Genomic DNA, 12501 nt, shown 5'->3' on the forward strand with positions numbered 1-12501 from the left:
TTATTTGCAACTACACAATCTATGGGTTACTGAAAATAACTACTCAAAATTACTTGCAGACTTAGCAGTTACAGCTCTTATTGAAGAGGCAGAACTTACTCCAAAACCGGCTTTAGTGGATATGGAAAACACGGGTGCCCATGATGACCTATCTGTTGAACTCATGCGACTTTCAGCAAATGTATTACATCCAACATTTGCTGAGATTGCTAGAGTCTCTTATAAAAGAACGGTAAGTCAGGAGCTTCGGGAAGAAATAGCGATGATTGGTCGTGAGGGTGAAAAGAACATGTTAGAGGCGACTGACGGCGTGAACACGCATCGAGGTGGAATTTGGGCGTTAGGATTACTAGTCTCAGCTACAGCGATGAGTGAACCTGGAACGGCTGCCAAGGAAATTGCAGACGTTGCAGGGAAGCTCTCTCGTTTCGAGGACCGATTTGCGCCTGTTCAACAATCAAATGGATTACGGGTAAAAAAACAATATGGAGCAATTGGAGCCAGAGGGGAAGCAAATCTTGGATTCCCACATGTGATTCATGAAGCACTACCTGCACTCTACAAAGCTCGTAATCTAGGTGTTCCTGAAACTTATGCAAGACTTGATGCCTTACTAGCCGTCATAGGAAGCCTTGATGATACGTGCATACTGCATCGTGGTGGGCCAGAAGCGTTGGAAGTAGCAAAAAGGGGAGCAACCACTGTATTAGAAAGAGGAGGGTCGTCAACTCCTAGTGGGTTTATGGCCTATCAAAAGCTAGACAACGATTTGCTATCCTATAATGCTTCACCAGGTGGAAGTGCAGACCTATTAGCGGCGGCTCTTTTCATTGATAGTGTTCGTCATGTCCGAGTGTACAGTGAACGTGTCTTACAAGTAGAGAATAGAACGTAAATTTTGGAGGTGTGAAAGGATGGAAAAGTTATCGTTTCAATATAAAGCAACCAAAACACTTTCTCGTCAGGCATATGTAGGTGTTGTAGGATCAGGCGACTTAGAAATTTTACTTGAACCATTAGAGGATCAGCAGACTGAAGTACTCGTGAGAACGAGTGTAAATGGTTTTCAGGAAATATGGGAAGCTGTTCTTGAGAGATTCTTTGCTACGAATGACTTTGCTGCTAAGGTTGAAATCAATGATTTTGGGGCAACACCAGGGGTTGTATCATTACGATTAGCGCAAGCTGTGGAGGTGGCTGTTCATGAGTGAAAACATTTTAGCAGTAACAAGTTTTATCGAACTTTCTGCACGTGAACGAGTAAAAGAAATCCTTGATTCAGGTACATTTCGAGAAATCCTTGATCCATTTCAGCGGTTGGAGTCTCCTCATTTAGAGTCACTTGGGATTATCCCGCAAAGTGATGATGGTGTTGTCATCGGAAGAGGAAAAATTGATCGAGAACCAGCAGTTGTAATTGCCATCGAGGGCGCATTTCAAGGTGGGGGAATTGGAGAAGTATCTGGAGCGAAAATTGCAGGTGCTTTAGAGCTGGCCCTTCGAGATAATGAAAACGGAATCCGAACTCGTGCTGTGCTAGTGTTGGAAACGGGTGGGGTTAGACTTCAAGAAGGGAACTATGGGTTACTTGCAATTGCTGAAATTGGAGCAGCAATTGTAGCACTGCGTAGATATGTCCCTGTTGTCTGCGTCATCCCAGGTATGATCGGCTGCTTTGGCGGTATGTCAATCTGCGCTTCCCTTTGTAGCGATATCATCATGACAAGGCAAGGGCGACTTTCACTTAATGGTCCAGAGGTTATTGAAATGGAAGCAGGTGTGGTAGAGCTTGATTCTCGTGATCGAGAGCGGATTTGGAAAAGTGTAGGTGGAGAACAACGTTGTTCTACGGACTTTGCGGACATTTTAGTTGAAGATGATTTATTTTCTATTAAACAATCAATTTATGAAGTATTTGAGCGTGGTTTAACAGATAATCACCGTTGTTCACAAGTCAATCAATACTTAGCTATGCTTGGCTCGATTGATAGTTCGAAACTGACTCTTGATGGTCCAACGTTACGTAGAGATTGGAATCAATACTTTAATAAGGAAAATATCTCATTAGAATCAATTCGTTCTGCTTATGTAGACATACCGATTGAACGGGAAGAAAGCCGAGGACGAACATGGATCGAAGCACTCATGCAAACGAGAGAAGTAACAGATGTGACCGTTCCTTCCGTTCTATGCAGTGATTCAGTACTTGATGATGAGCGTGTTCGATACATTTCTGTCGTCCCAAACAGTTCTAGTCGCTTTTACCGAGCGCGAAATGGTGAAGTAGGCTTAGAAGAGGGCTGGATGGTAGCCAAGTATGTACGTGAAGCGGTCGAGGAAGATGCGGATAGTGAAACAAAGCGTGCAATTATTGCTATCGTTGATGTACCAAGTCAAGCATATGGATTTCATGAAGAATTACTAGGTGTGAATTTATCATGTGCCGCTGCGCTAGATGCCTATGCGACTGCAAGGTTGGAAGGTCACCCAGTAATCACGCTTATCGTAGGAAATGCGATATCGGGTGCGTTCCTTGCACACGGATTGCAGTCCAATCGAATCATTGCATTAGATGATCCTGGTGTGATGGTGCAGGTTATGTCAAAGAAATCTGCCGCAAGAGTTACAAGACGGACGATTGCAGAGTTGGAAGAAGCCGCAAAGAAAGTACCTGCGACAGCGTATGATATTGGTTCATTTACAACATTAGGTGCAGTGAACCGAGTATTAGAAGGAATTGACGCAGATTCCCCAAATGAGAATGATGTTGCTAACGTCTCAAATGAACTAGTAAATGAAATAAAAACCGCACGCGCTTCCTCAACTCGTGATTTACGTCATCGCTTGCATTCAGAAGAGGCACAAGCGAATCGAAAAGCTTCTATTAAAGTACGTGAGAAGGTAAAGGAACAATGGAACTAAAACCACATGATTTAGTAAAAATAAAAAATCTGAATGCTCTTATTAATCATGGAGAACGTCCATCATGGGTTAATGATGCTTTAATGGAGGCACCGTGGGTAGTGGTTCGTCGTTCTAGTTGGTATGACGGCATGATTCCAATAGGAGTTCGGGGAAAAACTCGTAGTGAGAGGTTTGCCGCGTTTCTTCCTATGGATGCTGTCGCAACCTATGTTACACCTGAACAAATAAGTAAGGAGCGTGTGTGGTCTACGTCTACAAGGGGCGAAGAGATTAATGCAATTCGTGTTTTAGAAGAAGTTAATAATCTAATGATAAAACAAGGGTGTACATGGGGTCCAGCTGGTAGTGTAGGGTTTGAACTGATCAGTGGTATTTCCGCTGCCAGAGAATCAAGTGACTTAGATATAGTCATTCGAGCAGATGAGCCTATAGAGGTTAAAAAGGCAAAAGCAACAGTCGAGGCTCTCTCTAAACTACCTGTTCAAATAGATGTACAATTAGATACAGGAGTAGGGGCTGTATCCCTAGCTGAATACGCACGTGGGGTTAATCCTGTATTGCTGAAGACAATGACTGGTCCTCTCTTAGTTACGAACCCGTGGTGTCGTGATGTTGCGGTAGGAGGGATAACGTGAGTATCGTATTTTTGTTTCCTGGTCAAGGTTCACAGTATTCGGGGATGCTTCAAGAATTACCTAAGCATCGCCGGGTTACAAGTGTTCTAGATGAAGCAACTAGTCTATTAGGTACTGATATATTCAGATTCGATAATGAAGAGTCTCTGAAGTCTACTCGAGCTGTTCAACTTTCAATCTTTATCTCTAGTGTTGCGGTGGGGCGTGCATTGATAGAAGACGGAGCTAAGCCAAGTATGGTCGCAGGTCACTCTGTCGGTGCATTCGCTGCAGCTGTAACGGCAGGCGTCATTCCCTTTGAAGATGCCCTGCACTTAGTGAACTTACGTGGTCAATTAATGGAAGCTGCTTATCCAGATGGATACGGGATGGGAGTGGTCTTAGGACTGACAAAACAACAAGTAAAATCGATTATCGAGCAAGTTACTACAAAAGAGACACCTGTCTATTTAGCAAATATAAATTCTCCAACTCAGATCACAATATCAGGAACAAAAAGGGGAATTGAGTCTGTTCTTGCATTGGCTCAATCATCTGGTGCAAGAAAAGTACAAATGTTACAGGTCAATGTTCCTTCACATTGTCCACTACTTGAAGATGTTTCCGTGAAGCTTGATGTAGCATTAAGAAACATCGAGATTTCATCTCCAACCGTTCCGTATATAGCGAATTGCAATGCTCGTCCCTTGAGAGATGGGGAGGCAATCCGGAATGACTTAGCATTAAGTGTCGCTAACTCTGTTCAATGGCATGAAGCAACTAGAGTGTGTTATGAGCTTGGGGGGCGATTATTTCTCGAAATGCCCCCGGGTCAAGTACTAACGGACCTTGCCTCGCAAGCTTTTCTAGATGCACGAGCCATTTCAGTGACTACTAGTGGATTGGATTCAGCATTGTTATTGGCACAACGTGAACAGGAAAATGAATGATAGTGAGACTAGAATCTATTCAATAGGAGGACCTTCTAATGAAAGCAGTGGTTATTCATGAATTTGGAGGAACCGACGTATTGACTTATCAAACAATTGATAAGCCAACGATCCGTTCAAATCAAATACTCGTTCGTGTGGAGAAAACGAGTGTCAACTTTGCAGATATTAAAGCTAGGTATGGTAAATATCATGGATTCGGGAAGCCTCCCTTTATTCCGGGATTAGATGCTGTTGGGATTATAGAGGAAATGGGATCAGAGGTTGAGCAGTTTACTGTAGGACAACGAGTCATCGCTTTTCCTAAAAACGGGTCCTATGCAGAGTATATTGCAGTAGATAAGGAACTTGCATTTGTAGTTCCAGACAATGTAGAAGTAGACACAGCCGCTGCTTGTCCGGTCGTTTCCTTTACGTCCTATCATCTCCTAGCAAACCTAGCTCAACTAGAAAAAGGGGAAACCGTAGTGATTCATGCAGCTGCAGGAGGGATCGGCACAACATCTATTCAACTAGCTAAAATACTAGGGGCTGGTTGTGTGATTGGAACAGTAGGAAGCAAAGAGAAGATGACATACGCCAGAGAAGCTGGTGCTGATCATGTCATTTGCTATGAGGAAGAACCATTTGATGAAATTGTAAATGAGATAACTAAAGGTGAAGGTGCTAATGTGATTCTAGATTCAATAGCCGGAGATTTATCAGATAGAAATATGAACTGTCTATCAATGTATGGAAGATTGGTTAACTTTGGTTCTGCTGGTGGTAGGGCAGGTCAGTTTAAAACGACGGATTTACACTCAAGTTGTCGTTCTATTTTAGGATACAGTTTAGGAACGACAATTCATAAACGACCGTTACTTTTAAAAGAGACGGCTAGTAGAGTGCTTTCTTATCTAGCGGAAGATAAATTGAAGCTAAACATCAGTCAGCGATATCCGTTAGAAGAAGTGGCAAAAGCACATGAGTTAATAGAAAGTAGACAAAGTAGAGGAAAGATTATTTTAGATGTACAAAACTAATTAATAGGATGGTACCTTTTATGAGTCATCTATCTGGTTGTAAACTACTTTTATTTGATGTCTTTGGAACACTCGTAGACTACCGAACAACGGTCATTAAAGAAGGGGAGCAATGGAATAAGAGTAAAAATATTAATATTAATTGGCCAAAGTTTATCGACGAGTGGCGTGGACGCTATCGCCCTAGTATGGACCGTGTATTACGAGGAGAGCTACCGTGGATGAACTTAGACCAGTTGCATAGATTAGTATTGAAGAACTTATTGAATGAGTTTGAGATTGAGTGTTTTTCAGAAGATGAGATCGATCATCTAAATAAAGTCTGGCATCGTTTGGAACCGTGGAATGACACTGTCGCTGGACTTCATCGGTTGAAGCAAAAATTTATTATTAGTCCATTATCAAACGGAAATATCTCGCTACTAACAAACATGGCGAAGCATAGTGGATTACCATGGGACTTGATATTATCTCCGGAGCTAATTAGAAGCTACAAACCTGAACCTAATGTATATAAGATGGCTATTGAGTTATTTGATTTACAACCTCATCAAGTGATGATGGTTGCTGCACATCAATACGATTTACAAGCCGCAAAGGAACTCGGTATGAAAACAGCCTATATTCTTAGACCATTGGAATATGGCCATGATGCCATACCGGATCTCAGGCCAACTGAATCGTATGATGTTATCGCGAATGATATCATCGATTTAGCGAAACAAGTTGGTGCTTGATATCATTCTCTTTTACTCTATCCTCGTGACTGAGGCTAGATAATCTAGGTATTCCCCCCTTAATATATAACTTGGACACATGCCTTGTTCGCATGTGTTATTTTTTTGAATAAAATTAAAAGGAAGAAACGTTTATTTCTACGTTTCTTCCTTGGTTGGAATATTAGTTGTGTAAATGTTGCGTATTTAGTTAAAGATCCTTGTTATAGGATCAGTCTTTACTGGGGTACAATCAGGAAAATGAAACGTTAAGCAAAATTACAACAAAGATTTAATCAAACGCCCCGTTAATTGAATAAGATAAGTGACAACAACTTGGAACTAACTATATTTTTTCTATAAAAATATAGATAAGAACATTATAGATATATACCAAGGTATTAAAAAAATAAGTGGAACAAGATACGCTTTAGAGTGATTAAGGTATATACGTTTCATTAATGCTTCAAAACCATTTACAATAGTAACAATTATAAAGAAAGACAACCATCCATTATAATAGTCCGACCACCAATTTAATATAATGAAAAAATAAGCAATTACGAGTATTACAATGGTCCAATTACCATACACGTATATCTCATAACCTCTATTGGTTTCTGAAATCTTATCGTCCTCCATTTGAAACTTTCTCTTTATGACTTTCTCAAATAGGAGCCACATTCCTAAAGCTGTGAATAATAATATTACATCGTACATTAGGTACTTCCCCCCGTACATACTTTTCAACTCTTCTTCCCAAATTCTTCAAGCTTTTATACTCTATTTTAATGCTAACACTAATTCCCTTTTATTTGGGATAGAAATGTAAAAAGCGTCTCCGCTTGTTGCAGAAACGCCCCCGTTTTTTAAATAACAAAATTTAATTACAATTTCAGGAGTTGTTAGTTAGGGCTTCTGCTACCACTACTTTTCAATTCTTTTTCTCCTTTTATTACCTCGTCACTCATTAAGTAACGATATATTGTATCTGGCTCATCATCAAATGTTACTAACATCAAGTAGTGACTATCAAAAGTAAAATCACTTTTTTTGACTTCCCAAGTCCTATCTGGATAATTATTCTCTAAATATGACTCTAATAATTCCATTCTTTTAGGAACTTCTTCATAAATAATATGATAAGGACGGACACCCCAAAAGCTAATTCCAAATAGTAGTACGATAAGAAAAATAGTAATAAATATGCTTAATAGAACCTTATGCTCTTTACTTAAGAACAAGGTAACCATAAATAAAATTACAGTAATAACCACTGTTAAATAAGCAATATTAACCTCGAAATAATGTGTATGTGGAACAATTTTCTCATTATAAAATCTTAAAAGAAATAACATAGATAATAAAAAGAGAATAATAACAATCGCTTTTATCTTCACTCAGTCACCTCATTTCTTTCATTAACCTCGTAACTTCAATAAGAGAAAGGCGTTAACCTTTTTCAGCTATCGCCCCCGTTCGTAATATAAGGTTAGCCAGATATTTCTGGTTGACCTTTTTCTATATGGTCTTATTATAACGGTAGTCGGGGTAGAACGCAGCTTCCGTGGGATTCGATCCCGTCAGCTAAACTGTTCACCCCCTACTTGTATAAACATGTTTCAGGCTGGTTGGGACAAAAAGATCCCGTTTAACAAGCGAACCTATGATATTACAAGAAGCGTTAGGGGTTACCGACTAATTTGTATTTTCTAAGGAGGAGATTTATATATGAATCCAGTCGTTGGTCTGGATGTAGCTAAAGGAGAAAGTCAAGTACAGGCATTTTTAGATAAGGGGAAACCTTATCGTAAGAGCTTTAGTGTTGTTCATGATCTTGATGGTTTAGGAACATTATTAATCTTTCTACAAGAAGTAGAAAAAATGGCTAAAGGACAACAACCTACGGTTATTTTAGAGTCAACTGGTCACTATCATTCTCCCGTAATTCAATTTTTAGAGGAGAAAAAATACGTCTATATCATTGTAAACCCTCTAATTTCCCATAGAGCGAAAAGTTCAAGTTTACGAAAAGTAAAAACTGATGCAATAGATGCTTATCACCTTTGTGAGCTCTTTTATAAAGAAGAATTAGAGCCTTATAAAAAAAGGGGCATACAACTCTTAAACCTTCGTAACCTAACAAGACAACAAGAGAGTATTACAGAAGTAGCTGCTCAGACTAAGGTTCAATTGCACACTCTGTTGGATCAAATATTTCCAGAGTATAGAGGTGTCTTTGGTGATTTATACTCTAGAGTTTCGCTATTAACTTTATCTGTATTTCCTACTTCCGAGTCCGTATTAGGTGTTAGCGAAAGAGAGTTAACAGAAAAGATAGCTTCATTATGTACCAGACGGTCTGATAAATGGGCTGGAGAAAAGGCAGAAAAGCTAATAGAAGCAGCCAAACGCAATCCGTTTCAAAAGAATATGTATGATAGTCATGTTTTCAATCTCAATGTATTAATAGATATTGTTCTTCAATATCAAGAGCACCTATCTAAGATTGCCACTGAAATAGATGCTCTCGCACAAGAAATCGAAGAATATAAGATTCTCCAGACCATCCCTGGTATCGGTGAAAAAATCGCTGCAACGATTATTTCCGAGATTGGAGAGATAGATCGGTTTAGTCATGCCAAAAAGCTTGTCGCATTTGCTGGAGTAGATCCTAGTGTGTATTCTTCAGGTAGATTCACTGCCTCTGTGAACCGAATAACCAAAAGAGGTTCTTGTAGACTACGACACGCCTTGTATATGGCTGTTCGAAGTGGAATTCGAGATGCACGCAAAAAGAAAACCACTGATGAGATCATTCCACGAAACAAAAGACTTAGAGAGTTTTATGATAAGAAACGTGAAGAAGGAAAGCCATTTAGAGTAGCCGTTATTGCCTGTGTAAATAAACTCTTACATTGGATTTATGCCTTACTAAGAAACAAGACTACTTTCCATGATATAGCGTAAAAACTATATCTAACAAAATACAACAAAACCTTCCAAAAGGAGTGTCATGGAAGGTTATTTGGCGTGTTCATTTTTAGTATATCATGCTTGTTTTAAATTTTTTATTGAAAAATGTTGACAAACTATTAGCTGGTTTAGCACAACAAGCTACCCTACTAATCATTCATTAAAGATATCTATACCATCAATAGTTACTGATTGTATTTTGGAGATATCTAATATCCTATCAGGTAAGAATTTAACCGTAATCTTATCATTTTCGCTAAGACTTCTAATTGAATCAAAAGTTAGAGAACTGCCGTCAGTAATTGTAGCATTTACTTCAATCTTACTTGAACGATTAAAATCACCATTCCCATATATAGTTACACCTAGAGGAGAAATTGACACCGTATCGGAAGTCCATGTTCCAAATTCTTGATTAAATTCAATTCTTTTCTCTTCTCCCGTCGTCGGCATTCTAAATGTGGTGCTCCAGTTACCAGTTATAAATTTCTCACTTGATACAAAATAACCCATTAACTTATCGTTTTCTAAATCAATATTGTCTTTGCTAAAAATGTATTCAGTAAATTCTCTACCATAGTTTGTTACACCTGAATCATCTGTTCCAAAATAAATATTAGAAGGATGGACTTCATTACCATTTTTATCAATAAAGTAAAAATAACCGTGGTCATCCATACCATTCTCCGTCCAATTAGCTTGGATATGGAGACGGTTATCTATAATACCAACATTAGAGATATGCATAAAGTCGATTCCTGGTAGTGATAGGATATTTTGATTAGGTTTTAAAACCTGCACGTTACCTTCTTTGGATAGTTGATGATATAATGTTCCACCACCACCTGGAATATTGTTCATATCAAGAGAAATTGTTTCATTAACAATACTTATTAATTCCGTAATATTCGCATTAACTGACTGTTCGAATGTTTCTTTATGGCTTAAAAAAGAATCTATACGAAAATTAACTTTACTATCACTAAGTCCCTTACCACCATTTGCTTGAATTCTAAGTGTGGCAGTATTTGTCACTTCATCAAAATCAATAATCTGACTGTTAAACATTTGAGCACCAGTCAAAGAGTAATCATAAATATCTAGTGTTTCATTGATTCTACTGCCAGTTAAATCTTGGAATGTAATATAGATAACAGCCATTTCATTATCGCTCATTGCTCCGACTACCTCTGTTCTAATTCCATTACTCTCACTGCTTTTTTCAATCGGCTGAAGCATCAATGCCAATTCTGGATTCACATTAGATACTAAATTATTAAAGCTAGGAATATGTGCAGCACCTACACCAGCTGAAAACAAAATAACCGTCGAAGCAACTAATGATAGAGCAACTTTTTTAAGTTTTCGTTTGGGCTTTTCTGATTTTGCCTGTAATATACCAAGTCTTGACCTTTCGTTTAATTCTTCTGGAATCTCTATTCTTTCTATTTCCTCTTTAATATTATTTTTCACAAATATCAGCCCCCTTAGCTTTTTTCCGAAGTTTTTCTAACGAACGATATAAAATCGTTTTGGCTGTACCTAGTGGTATGTTTAATAACTCGCTAATTTCCTTAAAGGAATATCCCTTATAGAACCTTAAAATGATGACACCTTTTTCATCTTCGTTTAATGATTCTAATAAGTGTTGGAGCGATATTGAAAGAGGAATATCCTCACTCTCTGAAGGGATAAACTCCTCATACTCTGGCTTTAATTGAACTACCTTTTGGTTTTTCCTTATACAGTCAATAGAACAACTAATTGTAATTTTCATTAACCAAGTTTTAAAATACTCAGGATTTTTTAATGTTTCTATTTTGGCAAATGAGCGATACGCTACTTCTTGCACGACATCTAATGCATCGTGCTTGTTTTTTACATATACATAAGCCATTCGATAAATATCTTGTTCATATTTTTGAAAAATTTTCAAGAAGGCTTTATCGTCTCCTTTTTGGGCTTTTTTGACTAATTGGATAATTGAAATTCACCCTTTCTTTTTTGGTTTTTCATCTATTAGACAGATTCAAATATCATTTGGCTTTAATTTGTTTCATTTTTTTCAAAAAAATAAAACAAGGAATCAAATCCCTGTTTTTCGGTCACATCTTTTAAGATTTCAACTAACAAAATATATTTTCCTTCTTTTAGGATTCTGCCCGTTAATCAAAAAGCGTTCCTATTTGTTGCAGAAACGCAATCCGTTAATTGAATAAGATTATTAACTTTTCATTAGCTTGATAATCATTAAATAGCGTATTTGTATGTTCCGCAACTTTTTCAGCCCACTCATCAAATTCATCGACATTTGGCTCTCCAAACTTTTGTTCAAGATACTTCTCTCTATATGCTGACCTTTTATACCTTTCGTGAAACCAAGTCTCAAAATACTCTTTCTCTGTAATACCTAACTTTGTAGCTTGTTGTTCAACAAATTCTGTATATCCAATCGTCTCTAAGAACTCATGAGTTTCCATTAAATCATAACTTGGGAAGACAGTACGTTTGTATTCTTCAATTTCTGCATCAGTAATTTTTATTCCTAACTCCTGTGCTTCATAAACTATAATTTCATCTTTCAAATAATTAATAATATAATTCTTTTCTAAGGAATTTACTTTAAGGACATCTTGTGCTTTAATTTCTTCACCATTAAAAACAGCAATTACATCCTCATTATTAAATGTCTGTGTAGAGCATCCAATAAGAATAAGTAGAAATATTGATAATAGTAATAGGTTCCGCAAAACAAATAACCTCCTAAGAACAATGTAACTAATCAACCATAAAATATTAAAACTATATATTAGCACTAGTGTTGCATTAATTAATTTCAAATATTAAAAAGACTCAAAATCTTCAATAATCTCATTTTACGCACAGAAAAAGTCCTTTATAATGGATAAGTCAGGTGGTAACCCGTCCAAATCCACTAAAAAAGGACTCACACTATGGACAAGATTACACGAAAAACTTCATTTGGACAATGGTTTTCACCCATTAACCTTCAATTATTTGAAGAAAACGTGAAAACGTTGAAATTAGATTACTATACAAAAAAGTTAACGACCGAATCATTTCTAAAATTACTTCTTTTTGCACAACTTCAAGAAATCGAAAGTCTTCATGCACTGGGCGATAGTCTTTTTGATGACAAGCTGCAAAAAGAAGTTAACCTAGATTCTATCAGTATCTCTCAGCTATCACGGCGATTAAATAATATGAATCCTGACTTATTTCAAAAGCTTTTCTTAGATCTAGTAGCACAAATTCATGTCAAAACACACCCTACAAA

The 12501-nt window shown here is 37.6% G+C and carries 14 protein-coding genes; 9 read left to right on the forward strand and 5 right to left on the reverse strand.

Annotated elements, in window-relative coordinates:
* Positions 1-4 precede the first annotated feature (4 nt).
* Genes CD003_RS20735 through CD003_RS20765 form a run of 7 tightly spaced genes read left to right on the forward strand, consistent with a single transcriptional unit; the run spans position 5 to position 6248 of the window.
* The gene (locus CD003_RS20735; RefSeq protein ID WP_096203169.1) at positions 5-895 is read left to right on the forward strand and encodes a triphosphoribosyl-dephospho-CoA synthase; all 891 of its coding nucleotides are present in this window, start codon (positions 5-7) and stop codon (positions 893-895) included.
* A gap of 19 nt (positions 896-914) precedes the next feature.
* On the forward strand, positions 915-1211 hold the full coding sequence (locus tag CD003_RS20740) for a malonate decarboxylase subunit delta (RefSeq protein WP_096203170.1): 297 nt from the start codon (positions 915-917) through the stop codon (positions 1209-1211).
* Positions 1204-2922 carry a biotin-independent malonate decarboxylase subunit beta gene (locus CD003_RS20745; RefSeq protein WP_096203171.1) on the forward strand — a complete coding sequence of 573 codons (1719 nt, stop codon included), beginning with the start codon at positions 1204-1206 and terminating at the stop codon, positions 2920-2922. The genes CD003_RS20740 and CD003_RS20745 overlap by 8 nt, the downstream gene beginning before the upstream one ends.
* Positions 2913-3560, forward strand: a complete 648-nt coding sequence (locus tag CD003_RS20750) for a malonate decarboxylase holo-ACP synthase (RefSeq protein WP_096203172.1) — start codon at positions 2913-2915, stop codon at positions 3558-3560. The genes CD003_RS20745 and CD003_RS20750 overlap by 10 nt, the downstream gene beginning before the upstream one ends.
* Positions 3557-4489 carry a malonate decarboxylase subunit epsilon gene (gene mdcH / locus CD003_RS20755; protein WP_096203173.1) on the forward strand — a complete coding sequence of 311 codons (933 nt, stop codon included), beginning with the start codon at positions 3557-3559 and terminating at the stop codon, positions 4487-4489. Before CD003_RS20750 ends, mdcH begins: the two co-directional genes overlap by 4 nt.
* A gap of 38 nt (positions 4490-4527) precedes the next feature.
* Entirely contained in the window at positions 4528-5511 is a 984-nt protein-coding gene (locus tag CD003_RS20760; protein ID WP_096203174.1) for a quinone oxidoreductase family protein, read from the forward strand.
* A 20-nt stretch (positions 5512-5531) separates the two neighbouring features.
* Entirely contained in the window at positions 5532-6248 is a 717-nt protein-coding gene (locus CD003_RS20765; protein ID WP_096203175.1) for a haloacid dehalogenase type II, read from the forward strand.
* A gap of 336 nt (positions 6249-6584) precedes the next feature.
* On the opposite strand, the gene CD003_RS22790 is transcribed toward CD003_RS20765, so the two are convergent.
* Together CD003_RS22790 and CD003_RS20775 are read right to left on the reverse strand one after the other, a co-directional pair.
* Positions 6585-6968, reverse strand: coding sequence for a DUF4181 domain-containing protein (locus CD003_RS22790; protein WP_096203176.1), 384 nt, complete (start codon positions 6966-6968; stop codon positions 6585-6587).
* Between the two features lie 164 nt (positions 6969-7132).
* Positions 7133-7627, reverse strand: coding sequence for a DUF3139 domain-containing protein (locus tag CD003_RS20775; protein ID WP_096203177.1), 495 nt, complete (start codon positions 7625-7627; stop codon positions 7133-7135).
* A 331-nt stretch (positions 7628-7958) separates the two neighbouring features.
* Here CD003_RS20775 and CD003_RS20780 point away from each other — a divergent pair, with 331 nt between their 5' ends.
* Positions 7959-9197, forward strand: coding sequence for an IS110 family transposase (locus CD003_RS20780; RefSeq protein WP_096203178.1), 1239 nt, complete (start codon positions 7959-7961; stop codon positions 9195-9197).
* Between the two features lie 159 nt (positions 9198-9356).
* On the opposite strand, the gene CD003_RS20785 is transcribed toward CD003_RS20780, so the two are convergent.
* The 3 genes from CD003_RS20785 to CD003_RS20795 form a co-directional block, all read right to left on the reverse strand.
* Entirely contained in the window at positions 9357-10676 is a 1320-nt protein-coding gene (locus CD003_RS20785) for a DUF4179 domain-containing protein (protein WP_096203179.1), read from the reverse strand.
* Positions 10666-11193: an RNA polymerase sigma factor gene (locus tag CD003_RS20790; protein WP_179295664.1), complete on the reverse strand. Its 528-nt coding sequence runs from the start codon at positions 11191-11193 to the stop codon at positions 10666-10668. The genes CD003_RS20785 and CD003_RS20790 overlap by 11 nt, the downstream gene beginning before the upstream one ends.
* A gap of 217 nt (positions 11194-11410) precedes the next feature.
* Positions 11411-11953, reverse strand: coding sequence for a hypothetical protein (locus tag CD003_RS20795; RefSeq protein ID WP_096203181.1), 543 nt, complete (start codon positions 11951-11953; stop codon positions 11411-11413).
* Positions 11954-12157: 204 nt separating this feature from the next.
* On the opposite strand from CD003_RS20795, the gene CD003_RS20800 reads away from it, so the two are divergent.
* On the forward strand, positions 12158-12501 hold a 344-nt coding region (locus CD003_RS20800; protein ID WP_142302912.1), incomplete at its 3' end, for a DUF4372 domain-containing protein.

It is taken from the genome of Bacillus sp. FJAT-45350 (genome assembly GCF_002335805.1).
In the GTDB taxonomy this organism is placed as follows: domain Bacteria; phylum Bacillota; class Bacilli; order Bacillales; family NISU01; genus FJAT-45350.

Coding starts and splice junctions, on each gene's coding strand:
- CD003_RS20765 (WP_096203175.1), top strand. CDS start 5,532: ATGAGTCATCTATCTGGTTGTAAACTACTTTTATTTGATGTCTTTGGA.
- CD003_RS20750 (WP_096203172.1), top strand. CDS start 2,913: ATGGAACTAAAACCACATGATTTAGTAAAAATAAAAAATCTGAATGCT.
- CD003_RS20740 (WP_096203170.1), top strand. CDS start 915: ATGGAAAAGTTATCGTTTCAATATAAAGCAACCAAAACACTTTCTCGT.
- CD003_RS20745 (WP_096203171.1), top strand. CDS start 1,204: ATGAGTGAAAACATTTTAGCAGTAACAAGTTTTATCGAACTTTCTGCA.
- CD003_RS20780 (WP_096203178.1), top strand. CDS start 7,959: ATGAATCCAGTCGTTGGTCTGGATGTAGCTAAAGGAGAAAGTCAAGTA.
- CD003_RS20760 (WP_096203174.1), top strand. CDS start 4,528: ATGAAAGCAGTGGTTATTCATGAATTTGGAGGAACCGACGTATTGACT.
- CD003_RS22790 (WP_096203176.1), bottom strand. CDS start 6,968: ATGTACGGGGGGAAGTACCTAATGTACGATGTAATATTATTATTCACA.